Below are 26484 nucleotides of genomic sequence, written 5' to 3'. Positions count from 1 at the left end.
ATTATGAAAACAATAATATTACTCGTTAGCCAGTTACTTTTTGTCAGCTTGTCTGTTAACGCAGCCACGGTGCAGTCAGGAAAAGTCGTGACCGTTGCGCATCACCAATCAACCCAATTGATGATATCCGGCCAAGCGAAGAAAGTGACGTTAGGGGATCCAGAAGTCTTGGATATTTTAGTGCTCAGATCGAACGAGCTGTTTCTTATTGGTAAGAAGTTAGGTACCACGAATGTGTCGGTGTGGGATCGCCGAGGCCGGTTAATTGAGCAGTTTAACGTGGAAGTCACGCATGATCTAAACACGCTTAAGTCGAAGCTTTATCAGTTCTTGCCGGATGAAAATATCGAAGTGCACAGTGCGCAAGAAAAAGTGGTACTTAGAGGCTTGGTCAGCAGTCAGCAAAACATGGACACTGCGGTCAAAATTGCTGAAACCTTCGCTTTGGGTGAAGCGGCAGATGAAGAAGATGACAGCTCTAAAGATGATGACAGCATGGTGATCAATCTACTTTCTATTGGCGGGGCTCAACAGGTGACGCTAGAAGTGACCGTTGCCGAAGTGCAGCGCACACTGGTAAGACGTTTTGACTCAAACTTCCACTTTTTCCAAAGAAGTGGAGACTTTACCTGGGGTGGTACGACTGCTGGTGGTGGTATTGATGGCATTGGACCGATTTTGAACGTCCCAACAGTCGAAGATTTCGGTTTTCTAGGGTCGTTTATCGATAGCAATACCTTGTTTACCTTCGCGCTTGATGTGGCGAAACAAAATGGCGTGGCGAAAGTGTTGGCAGAGCCTAGCCTTACCGCATTAAGTGGTACGCAAGCCGAGTTTGTCGCTGGTGGTGAATTCCCAATTCCAGTACCAAATGAAGATGGTATTACCATCGATTATAAAGAGTACGGTGTTCAACTCGACTTCGTTCCGTTTATTTTGAGTGATAAGAGAATCAACCTCAAATTGAACGTCAATGTGAGTGAAATCTCCAACTCAGGTGTGCTGACGTTTAATCCAAACGAAGTGAATGCCACGTTCTTTATTCCGCCAATCACCAAACGAAGTGCTGGCACGACGATTGAGCTAGCTGATGGTCAAACCATTGGTATTGCAGGCTTATTGAGTGAAAACGCACGTAATGTCGCGGATGGCATACCTGGAGCGAGTGATTTACCTGTATTGGGACGCTTGTTCAAGAGTGAAGAATTTACCTCAGGGGAAACAGAACTTGTCATTCTGGTCACCCCTCGATTAGCAACCCCAATCGATCGACGTCGAATCACACTGCCAACGGATGGCTTTGTGGCTCCGAACGATGTGGAGTTCTATTTGCTTGGTAAAGGTGCTGAGTTGGATTTTGATAGATACCAGCTAAACGACATCAGCGAAGAAGATACTAACAACAACTTTATTCAATACGGTTCGTCAGAAGGTGGCTCTGAGGGCAAGTTTGGGCACAGTCTATAAGTGGGAGAGCAAGATGAAAAGCATAATGATAATGACCATTTGTTTCACATCATTCGGCTTGTTTGGCTGTGCGAATGACCCCGAGCTTGGTATCTCGGTTAGCCAGTTGCGCGCTGAACAAACTCTTAATCCAGAGGCGTGGTATGAGAATTTGGGTTATTTACCGGAAGGTAGTGGTGAGCGTACACAAGTTAGCTTAGAGGTATATAACAACAACGGGGTAGCCAAAGATGAGTAAGTGATATGTTCACTTAGGAGGGGCTATGCGAAGGAATATGCATATAGCACCAAGGCGAACCCAGAAAGGGATTACCTTAGTGTTGATAAGCTTGGTTTTGTTGATTCTGCTAGGCGTTGCGGCGTTTGGTATTGATTTAAACCACCAAGTTCTTAATAAAACACGTTTACAGAATGCGGTCGATACTGCGGCCCTTGCAGGTGCTGTCGTTGCCGATAAGACAGAGGATGTGAATCAGGCTGAAACAGCAGTGAGAACAACGCTTAGTGGAATATCAACCGAGCCTGGAAATTCTGAGCTGACGTTTAGTGACAGTAATACAGCGGTGACATTCTCGCATGATATGCAGACGTTTGTAACTGCAGCAAGTTTTACACCGCCATTGGGGGAGTACGATATTTATGTCCGCGTAGCGGTCACCGATATTAGCCTAACGCAGTATTTGAGTGGTTTGTTTGGGATTAATAAAGAGGTCTCTGCGAGTGCGGTTGCGGGGCGAAGTGCGGCTATTGCATATACGTGTAATTTAACGCCAATCGCCATGTGTGGTGATCCTGCTGGTGATGTGAGTGATGCATGGGGGTATCGTCCGCCGGGTTACGACCCTAATGTAGATATGGATCCTTCTCTAGTGCATGAGCTGAAAGTCGGGGATCAGAATAACACCGATATGGGACCCGGGAACTTTCAGTTGCTCGATTTTGGGCAAGGAACGGGTAATAGTGGTGCGGCCTTGGTTCGTGATGCATTGTCTGGTGCTTACAACGGTTGCGCTTCAATTGGCGATACCGTTACGACTAAACCAGGTAATAGTGCAGGTCCAGTTGCACAGGGACTGAATGTGAGGCTCAACGACTTTTCGGGACCGATTAAAAATGACGGAACGGTTTTACCAGACAAATACGTGAGAGAGCCCGATGTTTTGGCTGAGACCGATGCGGAGTACGCAGGCGACCTGTATTACGCCAACTATCGTCAGGAGCTAAGCTCTTGTGAAAGCGGTGGTGCTTGTGATGGCAGTAGTTATACAGGTGATGGTGGTCTGAACGGACGCCGTATTTTGCGTATCCCTATCGTAGATTGTACGGCCTCGACAGGTAAGTCTGACTTTGATGTTTTGGGCTTTGGTTGCTTCTTTTTACTACAAAAAGTCAGTAACTCAGGTCAATCATCAGTGTTTGGGCAGTTTCTTTATGATTGTTTAATTAATAATGGTTCGACTGGCACGGATCCGACAGATAAAGGCTTCTACCGCATCCAGCTATACAAAGATCCGTTTAGCGGGGCCTCTTGATATGTTGTATTCAAATAGAAAGCATCAAAGGCCAAATATTTGCAGTCAACAAGGGCTGGCAATCATAGAGTTTATTCTCGCCTTGCCAGTGCTATTGATGCTAACCGTTTTAGTGATCGATGTGAGCCGAGCTTTTATTCAGTATACCGAGGTCAATAAAGCGCTGCAGAATGGGGCAAGGTATGCCGTCGTTGATACGTACGGCACGTTGAACTTTGAGTCAATTGCTGACGAAACCAGTATCAAGAATGTCGTTGTGTATGGAAGCCCAATTGCCTCTACTACACCTGTGATAGACCATATCAGTGTGGATGATATTGTCATTACCCAACCAACGAGTACCAATAAGGTGGTCACTCTATCGGCGACTTACAATTACGTGCCGATATTCTCGACTTTACCTTTTTCGAGCACTTCTTTGCAATTTAGCATTGGGGCGACCACGTCTATGAGGACAGGCCCATGAAACGATTGATAACGAAACAAAAAGGAGTGACTCAGCTTGAGTTCTCGGTAATCGCTTTGGCCGTTATATTAGTCCTGTTTTTGATCATCGAGTTTGCGATCTATTTCTTTTCGGTGCAAATGGTCAATGAAGTAACACGAAGAGCTGCGAGGCTTGCCACCGTGTGCTATATCGCTGATAGGGATGACATTCCTAACTTACCAGCTGTATCAGATCTCTACCCATCAGGCTTTTCTGCGAGTAATTTACAGATAGATTATCTTGATGAAGCTGGTGCAAGTGTTGATGTATCAGGCTTTCTTTCTACCCCTCCTGCGTCTAATGACGTATTAAATGCGCAGTTTTCTCAAATTAAATATGTTCGAGCAAGAGCGGTGAATTATACTTTTCAGTTTTTTGTTTTAGCTGCTTTAATTAATGCAGTAGGGAGTACTCCAGCTTTTGAAACTATATTGCCTGCAGAGAGTTTAGGAATACTTAGACCCGAAGGGACCAATGTCATTACGGATTGCTAATGGAGTAGCTTTATGTTGAAACCAGTTAAAATAAATGAAGAAACATATAAAAGTTTAAAAACTAACTTGATTGTTTGGATAGTTTATTCTACGTCAAACTTTAAAATTCATATTGCTGATGAATTATCCGAATGTGTCAATCTAAATATTGATTGGATAGAGCTAGAGTCTTTTAATTTAGACTTTGTTAAAAATAAGCAAATTCCCGATCTTATTTATATTGAAACCGGTGAAAGTTGGGCGCAGAAAGTGGCTCATGTGTACTCTAGTGACAGTAGCTTACAGCATAATCACACCGCTTTGATTGTCTTTGGTGATGAAAACGATACTGCATCTCTCAAAATGGCATTGAGGCTTGGCGCAACAGACTATTTGTCGCGTTCTGTTGATCTTGGTGAGCTTTATCCGCTATTAAAATCGACCGCGGATGAAAAGATTGCCAATAAACAAATGGGCGATTTAACTTTATTTATCAATACAAAAGGTGGTTCGGGTGCAACAACACTGGCGATCAACACCGCGATAGAACTGTCAAGTTACGCGAAGAGTAAAGTATTGCTCATTGACTTAGATATGCAGTTTAGTGATGCGGCCGATTATTTAAACTGTAAGCCAAAATACAATATTAATGATGTGATTGATTCTGTTAATGATTTGGATGAGTTATCACTAGAAGGTCTCGTATATCAACATCCTTCAGGTTTGAATTATTTATGTTTTAACCAAAATGATACCAAGGATAATCATAAACACGCAGTTCAAGTCAGTAAGTTATTACCTATTCTGAGACAGTTTTACTCACATATTATTGTGGATTTGTCTCATGGTGTTGAGCATGTTTATCAACAAATTGTTTCTCCGGCTACGCATATCTTTTTAATTATGCAGCAGAATGTTACTTCGGTTAAGCATGCTGTCAGCTACATACGTTCTTTAGAATTAGACTATGGTTTAAGTAGTCATCAGGTTGAACTGATTGTTAATCGTTTTGAAAAGAAATCAACAATATCTTTGAAAGACATTGAAAATGCAGTTAGTGGACATGCGATACATTTAGTACCTAATAATTTTGCTATTGCTATCGAGAGCGCTAATTTGGGTAACCCAATTGTTCAATCTAAGAAAAATAGTGCGCTGAAAGCTTCTTTGGCTGAAATATCGCACTTATTAGAAAGTCCGACCAAAGAGAATCAAAGTTGGATCAAAAAACTATTTTCTTAGTAAGGGGGAGTTATGTTTTTCAAACGGAAAGGCGTCGGGAGTTCTTTCAATTCCGTAGATGAAACAAAAGAATCCAAAGTTGTGAATGTCGAGTTGGCAAAATCTGACGAAGATACGTCAGATGAGCAAAGGGCTTTATCGCCTGTTGAAGCCAAGATGAAAGCGATCGAGGAGCAGAAAAAACAGCTAGAACAAGATCTCTCGATCAAACACTACTATCACAAAAAGCTACTGGATACCTTGGATCTCGGGCTTCTATCGCACTTGCAAGAAGATCGCGCGAAAGAGGAGTTACGCGAAGCGGTCGTTCAGCTCATTGCTGAAGATCAAACACACCCGTTGAGCTCTGAAGCTCGCAATCGCGTAATCCATCAAATTGAAGATGAAGTGTTTGGCCTAGGGCCGCTGGAACCGCTGCTTGAAGACCCAACGATCTCAGATATCTTGGTCAATGGTCCGAAAAATATCTTTGTCGAACGTTTTGGTAAGCTCGAGAAAACGCCACATACCTTCTTAGATGAGCGCCATCTGCGCAACATCATTGACCGCATTGTTAGCCAGGTTGGACGAAGAATCGATGAAGCATCACCAATGGTGGATGCTCGACTCAAAGACGGTTCGCGTTTCAATGCGATTATTCCTCCTCTTGCCATTGATGGCCCTTCCGTTTCTATTCGACGTTTTGCAGTTGAACGTTTGAATATGGATAACCTATTAGAGCTTGGTTCGTTATCTCCAGAGATGGCGAAGTTTCTCAATGCTGCGGTTGTGGGGGAAATGAATATCCTGATATCTGGTGGTACAGGCTCTGGTAAAACAACCACGCTGAATATTTTGTCGGGCTTCATTCCAAGTGATCAACGTATTGTGACCATTGAGGATTCGGCAGAGTTACAACTCCAACAACCACATATTATCCGCTTAGAAACACGTCCTTCTAATATCGAGGGTAAAGGTGAAATATCTCAGCGCGATTTAGTGAAAAACTCGCTACGTATGCGTCCTGACCGGATAGTTGTTGGTGAGGTTCGTGGCTCAGAAGCGGTGGATATGTTATCGGCAATGAACACGGGTCATGATGGGTCGCTGGCCACCATTCACGCTAACACACCAAGGGATGCGTTGAGCCGTATTGAGAATATGTTCTCGATGGCGGGTTGGAATGTGTCGACCAAAAACTTGAGAGCGCAGATTGCCTCCGCCATCAATATTGTCGTGCAAATGGATCGCCAAGAAGACGGTAAACGCCGCATGGTCAGCGTACAAGAAATCAATGGCATGGAAGGCGACGTTATCACCATGTCGGAGATCTTCACCTTCCAAAGAAGAGGGGTCGATCAAGAAGGTAATGTGTTAGGTGATTACATGGCAACAGGGATTGTACCAAGCTGTCATGACCAATTAGTAAAACGAGGCTTAGACGTACCATTTGAAATATTCAATGAAAAAGCCCGTTAGGAGATTGCTATGGATAGTCAATTCCCCCTTTTTCTTGTGCTGCTTTTTTTGTCCGTATTCTTTATTAGCCAGGCGTTAATTCTGCCTTCTGCGGGTAAAAAGGTTAAGCATAAGCAGTTAATTAAGCGGATACACGAAAGTCATAAACACATCGATCAAGAGAGTATTTCCCTACTAAGGGAAAACTCGCTCAAAAACCTTTCTCCATTAGAGCGATGGCTTGTGAGGTTCAGCCTATTCGATAACTTTAAGAAGAAGTTGGAATTGGCTGGGATACACATGGGGTTCAGTCGGTTTATTTTTCTCACCTTCCTCGGTGGGGTTGCGGTTGGGCTATTTCTGTTCTTATTCGGGCAAGTTTGGTACCTCTGTGCCGGTGTTGCTGTCGCTTGTTGGGTGTCGGTTTACTTCTACCTACAGAAAAGAATTGCAGATCGTTTAATGAAGTTCGAAGAGCAACTGCCAGAGGCGCTCGATATCATTAAGCGTGTACTACAGGCCGGTCAGCCAATTACACAGGCGTTTGGGGAAGTAGGCAGAGAGGTCAGTGCGCCGCTTGGCCCTGAGTTCATGAATACCTTTAACTTACTCAACTATGGTTATGACCTCCGCTTGGCGATTATGCAAATGTCGGAAAGAACCCCTACGGTATCCATGCTTGCTTTCTCGAGTGCGGTGTTACTGCAAAAAGAAACGGGTGGTAATTTAGTCGAAAACATTGAAAAGCTCTCTCATATCCTACGTGCTCGTTTCAAACTCGCTCGAAAAATCAAAACCATTTCTGCGGAATCTCGAATGTCGGCATGGGTATTAGTATTAGCGCCTTTTGGGTTGTACGTCATCATTTCACTCGTTCGGCCTGAGTATATTGAGCTGCTTCATACGCACCCAATGGGGATCAAAATGGTGATTGGTGGGATGGTGGCCTTATTTATCGGGACGCTGTGGATTCGTAAAATCGTCAATATTGAGGTGTAGCTATGGAAAGCATTCAAGGATGGTTAAACGGTTTTGCTGTCGGCCAAGAGACGTTACTCATGGGGTTGATCCTCATCACCACCGTGTTGGTGGTGATGACGCTAGGCTCGATAATTATTGGGGTTAATTCGCCAATTAAAAGAAAGTTAGCCGAACTGTCTGGCGACAAAAAAGAAGTCTCTCACCACAACAAAAAAATGGCTGACACATTGGAGTCGTTAGCGCCTTTAACTTCGCCAACCAGTGAAAAAGAGCGCCAAACGACACGCAATAAACTGATGCATGCTGGGTTTCATGAAAGCAATGCATTGTCGATGTTTTATGCCATTAAATCGGTCACAACAATACTAGGTGTGATGGTGGCGGCACTGGTGTATTTCTCTATTCCGGAATCTAAATATCTGTACACCTACATGGCGTTATCCGTATTTATTGGGCTTCTGATTCCTGATTTTATTTTGCGCCGAATGGTCAACAAGCGTCAGCAAGCGATTCGTGCAGGTGTGCCCGACATGCTCGATTTGCTGGTGGTTTGTACCGAGTCAGGGCTTGGCTTTAATGCAGCTTTGCGTCGCGTTGCAGACGAGCTGGTTATATCTCACCCAGAGCTTGCCGATGAAATCGACACGGTGTGCAACAAAATTAAAGCGGGTAAACCAATGCCTGAAGCCTTAAGAGAGCTAGTATTAAGGACAGGGTTAGAAGAATTGATGGGGCTGGTGAGCATGCTTAGCCACGCCTCTCGAATAGGTGGGAGCTTAGTCAACTCCTTGCGTGAGTATACCGAAGACTATAGGGATAAGCGTCAACAAGCTGCAGAAGAAATTGCTGCAAAAATCCCAGTCAAAATGATGTTTCCAATGGTGCTGTTTATTTGGCCATGTTTTTTCATCGTGGCTATTGGACCTGCGTTAATTTCATTGGCTGAGGCATTTTCTAATTAAAAAGCAAAATAGGGATCGTTATGTGGATTAAGAAATACGTCATCATCTCGTTGTTGGTGCTTACCGCATGTTCAACAACTGAACAGTCATCAGACTTCGATTCAACGCTGTACTCAGGTAAGCCCGTTGAGTCACTCACCAATGATGAACCTCCAAAAACAGAGGAGGAGGCAATCTCTCGAGGGGATATTGCATTAAGCAATAAAAATGTCGACTTAGCGTTGTATGAATACATTCGCTCGCTCTCTTTTCCTAACGCGGTCCATAAAGACAAAACGTTATACACCGTGGGGCGTATCCATTTGGCAAGAGAGAATTCAGAACTTGCGGATAAATCATTTCGAGCATCTTTAGCAGAGAACCCTGATCACATTGGTTCCCTCACAGAACTTGGCACTCTATATACGAAACGTGGCGAAAAGGACGTCGGGAAGAGTTACTACATCCGCGCTTTGAACGCTGACCAAATTCGTATGGATGGCGATCCTATTATCACCAAAGACAACATTACAGCTGAGAGCGTTGCAACGTATCGCTATGATGATAAATCACCGGTTTCTGCTTACTCTGGTCTAGGTGTACTTTACGACATTCGTGGCGACCACGATATTGCGCAGGCATTAATTAGAAAAGCGTTGGATATTGATTCAAGAAACGTCAATGCTTTAGTCAGCCTAGGCTATTCCTACTACATGGAAAAAGCTTATTCAAAAGCGGCGCACTTTACTCAAGCTGCGCTGAGCATTAAGCCGGGGGATGAAAAGGGAATCAATAACCTGGGTCTCATTGCACTCGCAAAAGATCAACCACGACAAGCGCTGAGTATTTTTAGTCGACACATGACAGAGCCGGAAGCACTCAACAATGTTGGTTACTTCTTGATCCTTCAAGGCAAACCAGGTGAGGCGATTCCTTATCTACAACAGGCTATTGATAAGAACCCTGCCTACTATGAACTGGCAAATAAAAACTTAGAGCGAGCATTAGCAATGGTCAGAGAGCGAGGGGATACCTCTACCGCGCTTCTCCAATAACTTCACAGCCTCTTTAAAAAGAAAGCCACTCAGCAAGATGGAGTGGCTTTTTCATTTTTGGGGACTTTTTCATTTCGGGGGAGTAGTGCCGTTGTAAAATTGTTTGTTCAATTAGCCGTTCATTCGCTTCTTTCAGGGTAAGAAGCATAGCGCCGCAAAGCCCAACCAACTATCTTCCATAACATCACCGTCAAGAGTGTTGCGAGGTAGCCATCAATCGCATAATGCCACGCTAAATGTACCGAACCGATTTGAATGATGACGGCGAAAGCGTAAGCAAAGTAGCCGATGGTTTTGTTGAGTCTATAAATTGATAGCGCCATCAAAACAGCAATGGAGACGTGCAAACTCGGCATTGCCGAAATACCAGAACCAATACCATTGGCATTCGCGATGTACTCATCCCAAAGATATTGCTGTGTAGGCAATGCCCACAATTGCCCAGCGTCCACATTGGTAAGATAGTGGTTTTGGGTTTCGAGCGTTTTCATCAGAGGAACAAACTGTTCATCTCCAGTGATAAGCTCCACGTAGCAAGGACCTGCTGAAGAGAGTAACGTGGCGAAGAAGACACCAAGAATCATCCAAGACAATGCGAACGTGAGTAAAAATTGTTGCCTTACCAACGGGTATTTTTTGTAGATAAGGAAAAAGATGAGTATACCCCACATACAAAAAAACCATGCGTTGTAGGCAACGTTTAGCACCAGTGAGGCCCAAGCATTGGAGAATAATGCATGGGTCAATTCCCAAGGTGCAACGCCGAAGTGCAACAGCGTATCAATATTCGCAAAGGTTAGATCCCATTTAAAAGGATTGATGATTGGAATAAGCGATTTCAAAAACGTGTGGTTAGAGAAAATCAGGTTAAGTGCCATCATCGAAACAAATACTGATACAGGGCGGTGCAGTGGAAAAATAAGATGCTTCAGTTTTCGTATGAAGCGCTTTGCTGGCTGTTTTTCTTTGCGCAGTATGAGATAGAAATAATAATAGATACACCAGCTTAAACCTGTGACATACAAAGCTTGCATGAGCGTTTCAAGGTAAGTGGTAAAAGAGTAATCAATAGGGAAATCGAGATATAAAGAACAAAGATAAATGACAGTAGTCGAGATAAAGCAATAGGTGTAGAAAATCTTATCGATCAATAACTCGTTCTTCATAGACTGGAGCCAAGTCGCTGCTTTTTGCTGCCAACTTACGTTGATCTGGTAATTGTTGTCTTGTTCCATCGACGATCCATCATCTCTATCCTTCCAATGTCATTAAGCTTAGTTGAGAAAACGGGCACTTGTATTTAAGTGCCCGCTAAGAGTTTGTCGCTTAAGATTTTTACATCATGCCCGTGACAAGGCCTGCTGCCACAAAAAACACGATCATCCATAGCACCGATAGGTTGACCTTTTTGTGTAGATAGAAACCCGCAATCACTAACGCCATGTCGATGGGAGCAACAACTGCGCTGCTAAATACTGGCTGGTAAAGTGCCGCGAGTAGCAACCCTACAACTGAGGCATTTACACCGTTGATGGCGCCGGAGACCAGCGGTTTGCCTGCCAGTGCTTGCCAGTTTTTAAGAACGCCAAGCAGTAAAAGAAACCCTGGGAGGAATACGCCAAGCGTTGCGATCAGCGCACCTAAAATTGGCGTATCCGAAAGCTCATAACCGATAAAAGTCGCAAAGGTGAACATTGGCCCCGGTACAGCTTGTGCAGCGGCGTAGCCTGTTAAAAATGCATCTTGGCTGAGCTGGTCGCCAACAATGTTTTGCAGAAGCGGCAGCACCACATGACCGCCACCAAACACTAAGCTACCAGCTTGGAAAAAATCACTAAACAGCCCAAGCAAAGGCAACGTATGAGCTACTAACGGTAAGCCGAGTAAAAGCACAGCAAATAGAGTCAATGGCGCGATAGACGGTTTAAACTGCTCGGCTGATGGCGCGGAGTCTTTCTTCAGATATCGCATGCCGACAAAACCTGCTGCGAGCAACACGAACATTTGCGTCATGATGCTTGGTGCCACCAGCAACGCAATCGCAGTCGCGACGCACAAACCCGCGGTTAGTTTGCTTTGGCAGAAGTTTTTGTACATGCCCCAAGTCGCATCCGCCACGACCACGACTGCGAGCAGTTTTAGGCCGTGGACTATGTTTTGAAACACAGCGGTGTCGGTGATTTGGCTGCTCACCATCGCCAGTGCCAACATGATGATTACCGAAGGAAGCGTGAATCCGACAAATGCTGCGCATGCGCCACTTAAACCGCCGCGTTTATAGCCTAAAGCAAAGCCGACTTGGCTTGAGCCGGGTCCCGGCAAAAACTGACTGAGCGCGACGATTTGTGCGTACTCGCTGTCATCAAGCCATTTCAGTTTCTCAACAAAGGTTTGGCGAAAATAACCAATATGAGCCGCAGGGCCGCCGAAGCTGAACCAACCCAGCCAGAAAAAAGTTTTGAAGATGGTGAACATGTCGAGCCTGTTTATCTAAAAAGCATTGTTGCTAATTTATCGGATGCTCTAAAATGACTCAAATTGATAAATTTAATTTCATTTATGAATGAAATGGGATAAGGGGGCTGAGGTGAAAGAGGACATTCAGTGGCGCAACATTGACTTGAACTTATTGGTGACGTTTTCTTACTTGTATCGCCATCGAAGCGTTAGCATCGCGGCAGAGAAAAGTTACGTTAGCCAGTCGGCGATGAGCCATAGTTTGTCTCGTTTAAGGTTGTTGTTTGATGACCCGCTTTTTGAGCGAAAAGGGCACAAGATGGAGCCCACCGAGCACGCTCACCACATCGCGCCAACCGTGCATCATTTGCTGGACTCTATCGCCAAAGACTTGCTCACTAAGTCTGCCTTCCAGCCTGAAAATTACGCGGGTGTATGTCGCATTGGGTTAACGGATTATGCCGAGTTTATTTTTGCTCCTCTGCTTTATGACGAAATACGCCAGCGCGCACCAGAGGCCCAGATCAGTTTTATTAACGTCAATCGTAGCAACTACGTGGCATTAACTGAGCACGAAAAGCTCGATGTCATTATTGGCAGCATGCCGGTGTTGGATGACAACTTTGAGAGCTTGTACTTGTACACGGAAAAACACGTGTGTATGTGTGATAAACAGGTATTGAAAGGGGAAACACAGCTGTCTCTGGAAGCGTTCGCGAACATAGAGCAAGCTCTGGTAAGTCCCGATGGGAGCTTAAAGACACAAGTAGACCAAAAGCTCGCAGAACATGGCTTGAGCCGTAAAGTCACCGTGGCGTCGCGCAACTTTCTCACGATTCGGCATCTATTGAAAAAGCGCGATCTCATTGCCATCGTGCCAGAAAAAATGGCGTTGGCGGAGGGCTTTTCGGACGATCTCATTACTGTTAAGCCGCCGATCGCCGTTGCGGATTTTGATATTGCCATGCTGTGGCATTCCAGCCGAAACAATGAAGACAAAGGCATTTGGCTACGCGAGCTGGTTTCTTCGACCATCACCTCTCACATATAAAAAAGGGCACCAAAGGGTGCCCAGAATGTTTGTCATTGAGAGTCTGTATTATACCGCTTGCGAAGCTGGCGCAGCTTCTTTTATACGCTCTTCTTGATTCAATGATTTTTCGTATTGGCTGTACTTCCACCAAGCAAAGCCAAGGAAAATCACGATACCGCCAACGTTGTAGAAAATGATGGTCATGATGTCGGCCCCAGTAGGGAAGGTCGATGCTAAGAAACCAACCGTAAAGATAGCGATCAGTACCGATACGGTAGCGATGCCCATTTTGCGTGAGCCCATTTTGAAATCACGCTCGACGTGATCCAGTTTCAAGCGCAGATTCAGGTACGCCAGCATGATGAACAGTGGTGGCAGCATCGAGGCGGCAGCGGTCATGTTGATCACGGTATTCATCAAATCTTGAGCGGTGTTAGAACCTAATGTTGGGATGATCATCAATGGAATGACGATAAGGAACTGATACCAAGCTGCGCGAGCTGGTACGCCGTTTTCGTTCAGCTCTACGGTTTTCTTACCAAAAATGCCTTCTGGAATCTCAGAGAAGAAGATTTTCACTGGCGTTGCTGTCCACATCAGTAGAGAGCCAAACATAGCGGTAAAGGATACCAAGCCTACGAAGCGGTTCATCAATACTTCTGGCAAACCAAAGTACGCAGCCAAACCTTCAAATACTTGTACCGAGCCACCCGTGTATTTTAGGGTTTCGCTAGGAACAAACACGTTAATCAAAACAGACGCGACTGAGTAAAGCACACCGATAAAGATACCTGCGATGATGATGACTTTAACAAACGATTTCGAGCCGCCTTTCACATCGTTTACGTAAACCGCGACCGATTCCGCACCGCCTGCCGCCATAAAGATCCATGTAGTAATGCCTAAAAATGCCCAGCTGAAATCAGGGATCATCGCTTCTACAGTAATTGGGTCAGCCGGTTCTACGCCGCCGATCAACGCTGCGCCAGCCAGTAAAATGTACGACATTGTCAGTAGCAGCATGAGGGAGGAGGTCACCGACGTAATTGGCCCCAACATTTTCGCGCCGTTTGTCGATACGTAGGTCGCAAACGCAAACAAAATCATACTGAGCACGGTAGTGGTGAATGGCGTCAGAATGTATTCATAGCCTAAGAACGCGTAAGACGCATAAGCGATAACGCGCGGTAGCAAAGACGTGAAGAAGAATAGGTTAACGAACCAATAAGTGTAGGCAGAGATAAACGCCCAGCGACCGCCGAGTGAGCTTTTTACCCATGCGTAGACACCCGCTTCAGAATCTTTATTCAGAGATACGAATTCTGCGATGATCAAACAGAAAGGGATGAAATAAAAAATGGTCGCCAGAAAGAACATTGGCGCAGACGCTAGACCGATCTCGATGTTGTTATTGATTACGTTATTAAAGCTAAATACTGCAGCAAAGGTGAGGGACAACAACCCGAATTTGCCTATCGTATTACGTTTGGATTCAGACATGTTCTATCTCCGGTGAATCACGTTGGAATTGTAGGGAGGAAGGGCTTGTAATGCTGTGACCACAGCCCTTCTCTTGTTTTATTTATTTAGGAAGTAGCCATCTTCGATGGTCATTTTGAGCACCACTTTTCTTACGCGGTTGTCTCCATGGAAGCGGTACGCTTCACTGTTTTCAAAAATCGCCACTTGGCCTTCGCAAAGCTCACGTGTTTCACCCTGACCAGAAAAAAATTCGCGGTCAGTTTCATCACGATAAGCTTGTTCTAGGGTTAACGCGGTTTTATCCGCGAACTCAATGGTTTCTCGGCCTTCGAGGTAGTAATGCACATCGAAGTAACGACGGTTACCGATGAACGTTTCGGTTTGTTTCGCGATGCCATCTTCAACCATGTAAACCAGTGAATCGCCAATCGAGTGCATCACGCCATCTTTGATGTTGCCGATGTTGCCAATGGCTTCCACACAACGGTTCCATTTACGACCGTTGCGATATACCTGTTTGAATTGCTCTAAGCTGTCTAACACGATCATGGGTTACGCCTCGTTGACTGGTTGAGTATTGGTTTGAGTGAAAAACGCGTTGTCGAAATCATGGTTTGCCATCACGTGTGCGTTGCAATCGCCTGCTTGCAGTGGCATCAGCGTCAAACCGTAACGGAACTCGTCCATGTACACGCGGTAAGAGTCGAGCACTTCGCTGCCCCATGAGTTCGAGCCTAACCCCATCACTTGATGGTCAAGGTTGAGGGTGATGTAGCCACTCTTTTCTAGCTCGATCGTATGTTGCGCTTGATGCAGGTTTTGGTTGGTGTAGAACCACGCGCTGAAGTTGATTTCTTGCTGAGGTTTCACCAATAACCCTGTGCCATGACGGTTGGTGAGCGATGCCCAGCGCACGTGTTGGCGGTTGCCGTTGTTTTGCGGGAACGGGTAGTTCTCGAACATGTCCTCGACGGTGCTGTGGTAAACATCAATGAGGTTAGCTTGGCGGCTGTCTTGATAGTTTTCTTCAGGGCCGCGACCGTAGTAACTCACTTGGTCAAAGCTGCCGTTGATGCCCAAATCCAAGCCGATGACCGGAATCACGTGAGGGTAGTCGCCGTAGCGCTCGCCACTCAGTTCCACGTTCAAATGGCCTTGAGCATTGATTTGATAGCGATAGGTACAAAGCATGCCAAAATCAAAGACCGGCGGCGCAATGATGCTGGTGGTTGTAATCAAGACGGAATCATCAGTTGCTTCCACAGCAAGTGTGCGGAAGTGCTCCTGCATGATTTGCAGATGCGCTGGGTGCCACAAACCTTCATACTCTTGTTTGTGGTTATCAATCATCGGTTTGAAGAAGTTCAGTCTCGGCTCAGATTGAATGATCTCTTCGCCATTTACGCGCCAAGAAGTCAGCTTGCCGTTTACTTTCGAGAAAGTAAGCGTGAAGTTATGGCCTTCAATTACGTGTTCCAAACGGCTTTCGTTAATCACCAAAGGTTGTGCGTTGCGATTGATGAACGCAGGTGCAGACGCGGTCTTTTCTTTCAGTTGGAACTGATACACCGCAATTTCATGGTTGGCTTCGCTGTAAAGTGTGCGACTGTCTTTGCGTACGGTGAAGTTAACAAAGGCTTCGCGCTCATCCAATTCTGGCAAGTCGATGGTCACTTCACGTTCGCTGTTGGCGACCAAAGCTTCGACTTTGAATTGCACGCTGCGCAGGGTTTCACCTTCGGCACGCACGTCAGCAGTAATGGTGTAATCATCGAGGTTGGAGAACCACAATTTGTTTTCAACGATGAAGCGATCATGGCAACCTTCGACGGCGCGGATTTTCACCGGTGCAATGACTTGTTTGTACTCTTTGAGACCTGGGCCCGGGGTTTGATCTGGGTAAATCAGACCATCCATGCAGAAGTTGTAGTTGTTTGGATAGTCGCCGTAATCGCCGCCGTATTTGTAGAACTCTTGACCGTGTTCATCACGCGCTAGAATGCCGTGATCACACCATTCCCAAACGTAGTGACCTTGAATGTGGTCGTGCGCATAGAACACGTTTTGGTATTCCGTCAGACCACCCGGTCCGTTACCCATCGCGTGTGCGTATTCGCAGATAATGCGTGGCTTCTCGTGTGGGTGTTCGCCAAAGTAATTCATCAGTTGAGCACGTGAGTACATCGTCGAAATCACATCGACCACTTCAGCATCGCGGTCTTCTTCGTAGTGAACCAAACGGGTGTCATCAATTGCTTTGGTCGCGGTATACATCGCACGGATGTTACAGCCATAACCTGATTCGTTACCGAGTGACCACATGATGATAGAAGGGTGGTTCTTTTGCGCATGAACATGGCGCACTGCGCGATCAACAAACACCGCTTCCCAAGCAGGATCATTGGTGATACGGCTCAGGTCGCCAACGTTGGCAAAGCCGTGGGTTTCCACATCGGTTTCTGCCATCACAAACAGGCCGTAAATATCACACAGATCGTAGAAGCGTGGGTCGTTCGGGTAGTGCGCGGTGCGAACTGAGTTGATGTTGTGTTGCTTCATCAAAATCAGATCTTTTTCCACGCGGTCCATGCCCACTGCGCGACCTTTTAGGTGGTCGTTGTCATGACGGTTTACACCATGCAGCATCACGTATTGATTGTTGATGTAAAACAGGCCATCGCGCACTTTGATGTCACGGAAACCCACGCGTTGTGGGATCACTTCCACTACGTTGCCTTGGTGATCTTTTAAGGTGATGAACAAGTGGTAAAGGTAAGGATTTTCAGCTGTCCAATGCGTTGGATTCACCATATCAATCGCAAGGCTTGTTGAGTGGTGTTTTTGGATAGTCAGTGAATCGCATTGACCTCTGGCTACGACAGTGCCTTTGTCATGCAGCGCGTATTCCAGCGTGTAGCCAGACGTGATAGCGGTGGAAAGGTTTTCCAATTCGATTTGAGCACTGAGCGTCGCACTTTGGTAATCGTCGGCGAAATCGGTGCGAATTGTTAGGTCTTGGACGTGAATGTTCTCTTTTCCGATTAGGTAAACATCACGGAAGATCCCCGCCGTCCACCACATGTCTTGGTCTTCAATGTAAGTGGAATCGGCCCACTGCATTACGCGTACAGAGAGTAAGTTTTCGCCTTGTTGGACGAACTTGGAAATGTCGAATTCCGCTGTGAGTCGGCTGCCTTTACTAAAGCCGACGTACTCGCCGTTTACGTACACTTCAAAGTAGGTTTCCACGCCATCGAACTTGATGATGGTTTGTTGGTTATCCCACTGTGGACCAAGTGTAAATGTGCGTTGATAAGCGCCCGTTGGGTTGTCGGTTGGTACAAACGGGACGTCGATCGGGAATGGGAAGCCTTCATCGGTGTATTGCAGATCGCCGTGGCCTTCCATTTGCCACATGTTTGGGACGGTAATGTGTCCCCAGTCGTTCATTGTTTGTGAATAAAACTCATCAGGTACCAACATTGGGTTGGTGAAATAACGGAATGTCCATTGGCCGCTGAGCAACATAAAGCGGCGACTCAGTTCACGTTGAAAGGTTTGTGCGCTCTGAACAGAGTCGTAGGAGAAAAAGTACGCACGCGGTGCCATACGATTCTCGTGTAAGTGTTGGAAGTTTTCCCAATTGTTCACGTTTTGATCTCCCCTCGGCTTGGTGCGCTTATGTTGGAGTGCGGATTGGTTTCATCGCGGCTCAACATCAGTGCAAAAATAACGGCCGATGTATTGTGAAAAATGCTTATGAATAATCTGAGAAAGATATTAGTAAAAGTTTTACTAAAATAAATCAATGAAAACGTTTTACTTTAACTTGGTCACGTTTTAAATGACCAATGTTGAGCAAGATGTGATCAGCGTAAAGGAATGAGATCTAGATTGTTTTGGAAAGTAAAAACAGTAAAAATTCGGTAGAAAATAAAAGAAGAAATAAAAAAGCACTGAAAATTCAGTGCTTTATTTGAACAGTTTTGAGGGTGTTTTTATCGAGTTGTGCCGCGTAGCTTGAGCTTGCTTGGAACGTACACTTGAAGGGGCAGTGCGCGTCCGTCACGGTATTTTTCTACTAACAAGTTCACGCCTTGAATCCCCATCATTTCAGAATGAATACGAACGGTAGATAGAGGTGGGAAGGTAAAGCGCGCGGTAGGGATGTCGTTCACGCTGATCAGCGCAATATCATCAGGAATGTTTAAACCAAACTCATGAACTGCACGTAACACACCAATCGCAATGGAGTCCGAAGCAATGAACATCGCTTTTGGGAAATCGCCTTTGGCCAGCATCTCTTTCGCTAAGTCATAACCGGACAAGCTAGAGAAATCGCCACGATAAATGTCGTCTTCAGAAACCACACCTTTTAGACTGCCGTAGTCCACAAACGCATTTTCACGAATGTCTGCGGTGTTGGGCTCGTCTTGTCCACCAATAAAACCGATGCGCTCGTAGCCTTGTTGCACAAAGAAATCAACCACTTGCTTGCTGATTCTTACAAGGTCGATATCAACGCAATCGTAAGGACTAGTTGGATCTGAAAAGTCAATGTAACAGATGCTATCGGCCAGGCGTTTAGGTAACTTATTGACCACCTTTTGGTCGACTTTCCCGACTAAAAGGACACCCGTAATCTTTTGCGTTTCAACATCAATTTCGCTGTTGTAGCAATTGGTTAGCGTAATGCCGAGTTTGTCGCACTGAGTTTCAATCCCATGACGAATCGACAAGTAGTACGGGTCATTCACTTCTGCTTCTTGTTTGTAATTGTACAAGGCCAAAAAGTGATGTTTTTGCTTGGCTTCTTTGGTGGTTTTCTTCGAGCTGCTGGTGCGGTACTCCAGCTTTTCTGCGATTTCTAAAATGCGGCGTTTGGTTTCTTCTTTAACGCTCAACGTCGGATCGTCATTCAAAACTCGCGATACGGTTGCAAGTGAGACGCCCGCTTCAGTGGCGATATCTTTTAGTGTTGCCATGTACATTTCCCGTTGGCATTGCTCACAGTCCAAGTGAGAACTCAATAATCTGGCTATTGTAAACAGCTACTTAGGGATGCACAAACTTTTAGTAAAATCGTGCGATCCACGAAAGAGAGCGGTATCTGCTCGACTCATCTTCACTGCTCATCATCCTCCTGGTTTAATTTAACTAAAGTCAGCATCTAAAATAAGGATTTTTTGTAATTTTGTGGAAACGTTTACACAATTTGAATTCGATCACGGATCTGGATCGAGATTGGTTGCTAGACTTTTAGCCAGTTAAGAAATGGGCGTACCGATTTGATGCAATGGTGATTGGCTTTTAGCGCATCAGAGTGAGGTATGAACAGAAAGCAGCAAACGTGGAGAAGCAAAAGTGAAAGTTCTTGTCACAGGCGGTATGGGATACATCGGTAGTCACACTTGCGTTCAGATGATTGAAGCGGGAATGGAACCTATCATCGTTGATAACTTGTGTAACGCCAAACTGGAAGTGTTAAACCGTATTGAAGCGCTGACAGGCAAACAGCCTGCGTTCCACCAAGGTGACATCCGTGACGAAGCATTTTTGGATACGGTGTTCGCGCAGCACGACATCCAAGCCGTGATCCACTTTGCTGGCCTCAAAGCGGTTGGCGAATCGGTGGCAAAACCACTTGAGTACTACGACAACAACGTCAATGGCTCATTGGTGTTGGCGCGCAGCATGCGTAAAGCGGGCGTGAAAAGCATCGTATTCAGCTCATCGGCAACGGTTTACGGTGACCCAGAAATAGTGCCGATTACGGAAGATTCGCCAACAGGCGCAACGACCAACCCATACGGACGCAGCAAATATATGGTGGAGCAATGCTTAAGCGATCTGTTCCATGCTGAAAACGATTGGAGCATCACCTTACTGCGTTACTTCAACCCAGTTGGCGCGCACCCATCGGGCAGCATGGGGGAAGACCCACAAGGAATTCCCAATAACCTGATGCCATTTATCGCCCAAGTCGCTGTTGGCCGCCGAGAAAAACTCGCGGTATTCGGTAGCGACTATCCAACCCCTGACGGCACTGGCGTACGTGATTACATCCATGTGATGGATCTGGCCGACGGCCATATTGCGGCTTTGAAATCGGTGGGTGAGAAATCGGGTTTGCACATTTACAACTTAGGTACAGGTAAAGGCTCGAGCGTACTTGAGATGGTGGATGCGTTCGCGACCGCTTGCGGTAAACCAGTGCCTTACGAGTTATGCCCGCGTCGTCCTGGGGATATTGCTGAATGTTGGGCAAGCACGGAAAAAGCCGAGCGTGAACTAGGCTGGAAAGCAATACGCACGGTAGCTGAAATGACCGCCGATACGTGGCACTGGCAGTCAAATAACCCTAGTGGCTATTCCCCTGCGTAGTTTACGTCACCGCATTGTTGTCTGCACTTTCCAATTCCATTGAGAAATGCAGATGAAAGAGTTCTTAAAAGTTGAGTAAGTAACATGTCGAATATCGAATTTAACCCAGTGGATCATCCACACCGCCGTTACAACCCTCTGACTGGGCAATGGATTTTGGTTTCACCTCACCGTGCAAAACGCCCTTGGAGCGGCGCAGATGAAAAGCCCGCATTGGATGAGCTACCAGGCTATGACGGTAAATGTTTCCTTTGTCCAACCAACGAACGTATCTCTGGCGATGTTAATCCAGATTACCAAGGCACCTATGTGTTCAATAACGATTTTGCTGCGCTGATGGTGGATTCACCAGATGCACCGGAGTCAAACAACCCGCTATTCAAAACGCAAGGCGTGCGTGGTTTGAGCCGAGTGATTTGCTTCTCGCCAGATCACAGCGAAACCTTACCGGAGCTGCCAGTGGATAAAATTCGTGGCGTGATAGATACATGGAATGAGCAAATTGAAGAGCTCGGCAAAGAGTACGTTTGGGTTCAGGCGTTCGAAAACAAAGGCGAAACCATGGGCTGTTCTCAGCCTCATCCGCACGGTCAAATCTGGGCGAACAGCTTCTTACCAAATGAAATCGAGCGTAAAGAGCACAACCTAAAAGCCTACTACCAAGAACACGGCAGCAACTTGCTGGTGGATTACGTGCAAGCGGAACTCAAAGACGGCTCACGCATCGTGGTGGAAACCGAACACTGGTTGGCGGTGGTGCCTTACTGGGCTGCTTGGCCGTTCGAAACCATGTTGCTGCCGAAAACGCACATTCGTCGCATGAGCGAACTCAGCGATGAGCAACGAGACGATTTAGCGCGAGCGATCAAGAAGCTGACCAGCCGTTACGACAATTTATTCCAATGCTCATTCCCATATTCAATGGGCTGGCACTACGCGCCGTTTTTTGACCAAGGCACAGACATCGACCATTGGCAGCTTCATGCACTTTTTTATCCGCCACTGCTGCGCAGTGCCACGGTTCGTAAGTTCATGGTGGGCTACGAAATGCTGGCAGAAAGCCAACGTGACCTTACCGCAGAGCAAGCGGCGCAGCGTCTGCGTGATGTGAGTGATGTCCATTACAAAGAATGCTAAGTCTTTAAATTGGACTGATTACGAATAACGGGATAGCGCGACTTTACAGATAGAAAGTTAGGCTCAACGCGCTATCCCACACAAATTACTATTTTAAGAGAACGTCCCTATGTCTGAACTTATCCAAAATGTGAAAGCGTCATTTGAGCAAGTGTTGGGCTACGCACCTAGCCATATTATCCAAGCACCTGGTCGTGTGAACTTGATTGGTGAGCACACTGATTACAACGACGGTTTTGTACTGCCATGTGCGATCAACTACCAAACCGTTGTGGCGGCAGCGAAGCGTGAAGACAACCTAGTGCGCGTAGTTTCTGTGGATTACGGCAACGCCGTTGATGAGTTCGATATCACGCAAGAAATCACATTCCAGCAAGACAAAATGTGGGCGAACTACATTCGCGGTGTAGTGAAGTGTCTTCTTGTTCGTGGTTACCAATTCACTGGTGCGGATATTTCTGTTAGCGGTAACGTGCCTCAAGGTGCGGGTTTAAGCTCGTCGGCAGCGTTGGAAGTGGTGATTGGTCAAACGTTCAAAGTGCTGTTCAATCTAGAAATCAGCCAAGCGGAAATTGCGCTAAACGGCCAGCAAGCTGAGAACGAATTCGTCGGTTGTAACTGCGGCATCATGGACCAAATGATTTCAGCGGAAGGGCGTGAAAATCACGCGATGCTATTGGACTGCCGTAGCCTAGAAACGGAATCGGTTTCCATGCCAGAAGAGATGGCAGTCGTGATCATCAACTCGAATAAAAAACGTGGTTTGGTCGACAGTGAATACAACACTCGTCGTCAGCAATGTGAAGAAGCGGCGCGCATTTTCGGTGTGAAAGCTTTGCGTGATGTGACGATTGAGCAGTTCAACGAGAAAGTCGCTGAGCTGGATGAAATGGTGGCCAAGCGTGCTCGTCACGTCATCACAGAAAATGATCGTACTGTGGAAGCGGCGCAAGCGCTACGAGCACACGACATGAAGCGCATGGGTGAGTTGATGGCCGAGTCTCATGCATCGATGCGCGATGATTTCGAAATCACGGTAAAAGAAATCGATACGCTGGTGGAGATAGTCAAAGAGGTGATCGGCGATCAAGGCGGCGTGCGCATGACTGGCGGTGGCTTTGGTGGTTGCATCGTGGCACTTGTACCGCCAGCACTGGTTGATGACGTGAAAGCGGCAGTTGAAGCGAAGTACCAAGCGGCTACGTGCTTAAAAGAGTCGATTTATGTTTGCCAAGCCAAAAATGGTGCGGGTTTGGTTGAAGTGCTGTAAGGAATGATGATGAAAGCCTATTTTCAACAACTAGAACAAGCGATGGCGCAAACGCCGTCGTTTGATGGCCAAACTGCGAATCTGATTCATTTGACCAACGCGAATGGTATGACAGCGTCGTTTATGGATATCGGTGCGACGTGGTTGAGTTGCACATTACCGGTAAATGGTGAAAACCGTGAAGTGTTGTTGCGCTCACCAAATATGGCTGAACACATGAAGCAAGACGCTTACTTCGGTTCCATTGTTGGCCGCTTTGCTAACCGAATTGCGAAGGGGAAGTTTGAGATAGACGGAGAGAAGTATCAACTTGGTATCAATAACGGTGAAAACTCACTGCACGGTGGCCTAGAAGGGTTTGATAAACGCCGCTGGAAGGTTGAAGAGCAAAATGATCAACAGGTCACTTTTTCACTTCGCTCCCCGGACGGTGACCAAGGCTATCCGGGAAACCTCGAAGTGAAGGTGATGTACACGCTCACTGACGAGAATGAACTAGCTATCGCCTATGATGCTAAGACCGACAAAACATCTCCAGTGAATTTAACCAATCACGCTTACTTTAACTTGGCTGGTGAGGCGAGCCGCGCGAAAAGTTTGGATCATACGTTACAGCTCAATGCTGGGCATTACTTGCCAACGGATGCGGGGTTAATTCCTACCGGTGAACAAAAGCCAGTTTCGGGCACCAGTTTCGACTTCACCGAGCCAAAATTGATTGGCCAAGAATTTCTTGCAGAGCAAGATCAGAAAACTGCTGGTGGCTACGATCACGCCTTTGTATTCATGCCTGAAGTGACTGATGGCGTTTCTGTCGCTGCGGTTTTAATTGCACCAAAAGAAGATGTGGTGATGAAGGTGAAAACCACCAAACCTGCCATCCAGTTCTATTCAGGGAATTTCTTAGCCGGTACGCCAGGTGCAAGTAAAACTTACGAACGCTATGACGGCCTAGCATTGGAAACGCAATACTTTCCAGACGGGCCAAACAAACCAGAATGGGGACTCAACAATGGGGTGTTGAGCTCTGGGGATTGCTATCAGCATCAAACTACTTATCAGTTTGAATTTTAGATAGCACTTCTGCCCTTTGAACTTGCAGCGGCAGCGATGCTGCAACTCCAACGACTTTGGGTGTTATGGTGGGCTACATGCCCACCTTTTTTGTTTTTGATATGTATTTTTACTAGGAAGTTTAAATCACTTACCTCACTTTCGACACAATACTGTACGGTGGATGATCCCCGTAATTTCCTACTTATTACTCTTCGTTTTACCTTCATTGTTATCGTTTACATTTTTGTTAATTTTAGAGAGTTTTAATTAAATGACATTTCTCTTAATATTTGTGATCTTTAGCTCGTTATAAGGTTTTTAGCGTAATATGTATCAATATGTGTGATTTGAGTTGCATTTCATTTGAGTGGTAACGTTTACACTTTGCGGCGTAAACAAAACTACAGGATGAAACTGATGTCGAATATAGAACATGGTCTAAGCTTTATCGACATAATGGTCTTCGCCATTTATGTCGCAATTATCATTGGGGTCGGACTTTGGGTATCTCGTGATAAAAAAGGCACTCAGAAAAGTACGGAAGATTATTTCTTGGCGGGAAAATCTTTGCCTTGGTGGGCTGTCGGTGCTTCGCTAATTGCTGCAAATATTTCTGCGGAACAATTTATAGGAATGTCTGGTTCAGGCTATTCAATCGGCTTGGCTATCGCATCTTATGAATGGATGTCGGCAATAACATTGATTATTGTTGGTAAGTACTTTCTACCTATTTTCATTGAAAAAGGAATCTATACCATTCCTGAATTTGTTGAAAAACGCTTCAATAAAAAACTAAAAACAATTTTGGCCGTTTTTTGGATTTCCTTGTACATTTTTGTAAACCTAACTTCAGTACTGTATTTAGGTGGTTTGGCTCTCGAAACCATTTTGGGTATTCCGTTGATGTACTCAATTCTAGGTCTTGCTCTGTTTGCGTTGGTGTACTCAATTTACGGTGGTTTATCGGCAGTAGTATGGACCGATGTCATCCAAGTGTTCTTCTTAGTTTTGGGTGGTTTTATGACTACCTACATGGCAGTGAGTTTTATTGGTGGTACGGACGGTTGGTTCGCTGGGTTGTCTAAAATGGTCGATGCCGCTCCAGGCCACTTTGAGATGATCTTGGATCAAAGTAATCCACAATACATGAACCTTCCTGGTATTGCCGTATTAATTGGTGGTCTTTGGGTAGCAAACTTATATTACTGGGGCTTTAACCAGTACATTATTCAAAGAACGCTTGCTGCAAAATCAGTATCGGAAGCTCAGAAAGGTATTGTTTTTGCAGCATTTTTGAAACTTATCGTTCCGTTTCTCGTGGTATTGCCAGGTATTGCCGCTTACGTTATTACTTCGGACCCACAACTAATGGCAAGCCTTGGTGATATTGCAGCAACAAACCTTCCAAGTGCTGCTCATGCGGATAAAGCATACCCTTGGCTAACTCAGTTCTTGCCTGTTGGTGTTAAAGGTGTTGTTTTTGCGGCTCTTGCTGCTGCAATTGTTTCTTCACTAGCATCAATGCTTAACTCAACAGCCACTATCTTCACTATGGATATTTACAAAGAGTATATCTCTCCTGACTCAGGTGACCACAAGTTGGTGAATGTTGGGCGTACTGCTGCTGTGGTGGCACTAATTATTGCCTGCCTAATTGCTCCAATGTTAGGTGGTATTGGCCAAGCATTCCAATACATCCAAGAATATACAGGTTTAGTTAGCCCTGGAATTTTGGCTGTATTCTTACTTGGCTTATTCTGGAAGAAAACAACCAGTAAAGGGGCTATTATTGGTGTAGTAGCATCAATACCATTTGCCTTGTTCTTGAAATTTATGCCACTTTCCATGCCATTTATGGATCAAATGCTATACACATTATTGTTTACAATGGTTGTTATCGCATTTACAAGTTTGAGCACATCAATTAATGATGATGATCCTAAAGGTATTAGTGTTACATCATCGATGTTTGTAACAGATCGAAGCTTTAATATCGCTTCTTACGGCATAATGATTGTTTTGGCAGTGTTATATACATTGTTCTGGTAAA

General features: G+C 45.6%; 22 protein-coding genes. 16 read left to right on the top strand and 6 right to left on the bottom strand.

The features are described from left to right. The first annotated feature begins 3 nt into the window (after positions 1 to 3). The 10 genes from R2S67_RS10265 to R2S67_RS10220 are packed head-to-tail and all read left to right on the top strand — an operon-like array spanning position 4 to position 9615. Positions 4 to 1467, top strand: a complete 1464-nt coding sequence (locus tag R2S67_RS10265) for a type II and III secretion system protein family protein (protein WP_006742390.1) — start codon at positions 4 to 6, stop codon at positions 1465 to 1467. A gap of 13 nt (positions 1468 to 1480) precedes the next feature. Then, on the top strand, positions 1481 to 1705 hold the full coding sequence (locus R2S67_RS10260; RefSeq protein WP_012841463.1) for a hypothetical protein: 225 nt from the start codon (positions 1481 to 1483) through the stop codon (positions 1703 to 1705). Between the two features lie 25 nt (positions 1706 to 1730). Beyond that, positions 1731 to 2999, top strand: a complete 1269-nt coding sequence (locus R2S67_RS10255) for a pilus assembly protein TadG-related protein (RefSeq protein ID WP_256951007.1) — start codon at positions 1731 to 1733, stop codon at positions 2997 to 2999. A gap of 1 nt (position 3000) precedes the next feature. Next, entirely contained in the window at positions 3001 to 3465 is a 465-nt protein-coding gene (locus R2S67_RS10250) for a TadE/TadG family type IV pilus assembly protein (RefSeq protein WP_012841464.1), read from the top strand. Further along, positions 3462 to 3980, top strand: coding sequence for a TadE/TadG family type IV pilus assembly protein (locus R2S67_RS10245; protein WP_041852895.1), 519 nt, complete (start codon positions 3462 to 3464; stop codon positions 3978 to 3980). The genes R2S67_RS10250 and R2S67_RS10245 overlap by 4 nt, the downstream gene beginning before the upstream one ends. Positions 3981 to 3992: 12 nt before the next feature. Then, positions 3993 to 5201, top strand: a complete 1209-nt coding sequence (locus R2S67_RS10240) for an AAA family ATPase (RefSeq protein WP_006742392.1) — start codon at positions 3993 to 3995, stop codon at positions 5199 to 5201. Positions 5202 to 5213: 12 nt separating this feature from the next. Then, positions 5214 to 6659: a CpaF family protein gene (locus R2S67_RS10235; RefSeq protein WP_006742393.1), complete on the top strand. Its 1446-nt coding sequence runs from the start codon at positions 5214 to 5216 to the stop codon at positions 6657 to 6659. A gap of 9 nt (positions 6660 to 6668) precedes the next feature. Beyond that, on the top strand, positions 6669 to 7637 hold the full coding sequence (locus tag R2S67_RS10230) for a type II secretion system F family protein (RefSeq protein WP_006742394.1): 969 nt from the start codon (positions 6669 to 6671) through the stop codon (positions 7635 to 7637). Between the two features lie 2 nt (positions 7638 to 7639). Next, entirely contained in the window at positions 7640 to 8581 is a 942-nt protein-coding gene (locus tag R2S67_RS10225; RefSeq protein ID WP_047008928.1) for a type II secretion system F family protein, read from the top strand. A 20-nt stretch (positions 8582 to 8601) separates the two neighbouring features. Next, complete coding sequence (locus tag R2S67_RS10220) at positions 8602 to 9615, top strand: tetratricopeptide repeat protein (protein WP_006742396.1); 1014 nt, start codon at positions 8602 to 8604, stop codon at positions 9613 to 9615. A gap of 119 nt (positions 9616 to 9734) precedes the next feature. Here R2S67_RS10220 and R2S67_RS10215 read toward each other — a convergent pair whose 3' ends face one another. Both R2S67_RS10215 and chrA read right to left on the bottom strand, forming a co-directional pair. Beyond that, positions 9735 to 10850, bottom strand: a complete 1116-nt coding sequence (locus R2S67_RS10215) for a phosphatase PAP2 family protein (RefSeq protein ID WP_317343670.1) — start codon at positions 10848 to 10850, stop codon at positions 9735 to 9737. Between the two features lie 100 nt (positions 10851 to 10950). Then, positions 10951 to 12090, bottom strand: coding sequence for a chromate efflux transporter (gene chrA / locus R2S67_RS10210; protein ID WP_317343668.1), 1140 nt, complete (start codon positions 12088 to 12090; stop codon positions 10951 to 10953). A gap of 112 nt (positions 12091 to 12202) precedes the next feature. On the opposite strand from chrA, the gene R2S67_RS10205 reads away from it, so the two are divergent. Then, positions 12203 to 13123 carry a LysR family transcriptional regulator gene (locus tag R2S67_RS10205; RefSeq protein ID WP_411057400.1) on the top strand — a complete coding sequence of 307 codons (921 nt, stop codon included), beginning with the start codon at positions 12203 to 12205 and terminating at the stop codon, positions 13121 to 13123. Positions 13124 to 13171: 48 nt separating this feature from the next. Here R2S67_RS10205 and R2S67_RS10200 read toward each other — a convergent pair whose 3' ends face one another. The 4 genes from R2S67_RS10200 to ebgR all read right to left on the bottom strand — a co-directional run bounded on the left by R2S67_RS10200 (position 13172) and on the right by ebgR (position 19572). Further along, positions 13172 to 14605, bottom strand: coding sequence for an amino acid permease (locus R2S67_RS10200; protein WP_006742400.1), 1434 nt, complete (start codon positions 14603 to 14605; stop codon positions 13172 to 13174). Positions 14606 to 14683: 78 nt separating this feature from the next. After that, positions 14684 to 15136: a beta-galactosidase subunit beta gene (locus tag R2S67_RS10195; protein WP_317343661.1), complete on the bottom strand. Its 453-nt coding sequence runs from the start codon at positions 15134 to 15136 to the stop codon at positions 14684 to 14686. Positions 15137 to 15139: 3 nt separating this feature from the next. Beyond that, entirely contained in the window at positions 15140 to 18238 is a 3099-nt protein-coding gene (ebgA, locus tag R2S67_RS10190; protein ID WP_317343659.1) for a beta-galactosidase subunit alpha, read from the bottom strand. A 347-nt stretch (positions 18239 to 18585) separates the two neighbouring features. Beyond that, positions 18586 to 19572, bottom strand: coding sequence for a transcriptional regulator EbgR (gene ebgR / locus R2S67_RS10185; protein ID WP_020835436.1), 987 nt, complete (start codon positions 19570 to 19572; stop codon positions 18586 to 18588). A gap of 379 nt (positions 19573 to 19951) precedes the next feature. Between ebgR and galE the strand changes: the two genes are divergently transcribed. The 5 genes from galE (at position 19952) to R2S67_RS10160 (ending at position 26483) form a co-directional block, all read left to right on the top strand. Beyond that, the gene (gene galE, locus R2S67_RS10180) at positions 19952 to 20971 is read left to right on the top strand and encodes a UDP-glucose 4-epimerase GalE (protein ID WP_317343655.1); all 1020 of its coding nucleotides are present in this window, start codon (positions 19952 to 19954) and stop codon (positions 20969 to 20971) included. Between the two features lie 84 nt (positions 20972 to 21055). Then, positions 21056 to 22108 (top strand): UDP-glucose--hexose-1-phosphate uridylyltransferase, encoded by a 1053-nt coding sequence (locus tag R2S67_RS10175; RefSeq protein WP_317343653.1) that lies wholly within the window; start codon positions 21056 to 21058, stop codon positions 22106 to 22108. A 109-nt stretch (positions 22109 to 22217) separates the two neighbouring features. Beyond that, on the top strand, positions 22218 to 23378 hold the full coding sequence (gene galK / locus R2S67_RS10170) for a galactokinase (protein ID WP_317343650.1): 1161 nt from the start codon (positions 22218 to 22220) through the stop codon (positions 23376 to 23378). 9 nt (positions 23379 to 23387) lie between these two features. Continuing rightward, a complete protein-coding gene (galM, locus tag R2S67_RS10165; RefSeq protein ID WP_317343648.1) occupies positions 23388 to 24452 on the top strand; it encodes a galactose-1-epimerase in 1065 nt (354 codons plus the stop codon). A 399-nt stretch (positions 24453 to 24851) separates the two neighbouring features. Further along, the gene (locus tag R2S67_RS10160; RefSeq protein WP_074191734.1) at positions 24852 to 26483 is read left to right on the top strand and encodes a sodium/sugar symporter; all 1632 of its coding nucleotides are present in this window, start codon (positions 24852 to 24854) and stop codon (positions 26481 to 26483) included. Position 26484 lies beyond the last annotated feature (1 nt).

The organism is Vibrio sp. T13N, assembly GCF_032970445.1.
Lineage (GTDB): Bacteria > Pseudomonadota > Gammaproteobacteria > Enterobacterales > Vibrionaceae > Vibrio > Vibrio diabolicus.
The sequence above is the reverse complement of the archived record's forward strand: the minus strand, read 5'-3'. Positions and strand labels throughout refer to the sequence as shown.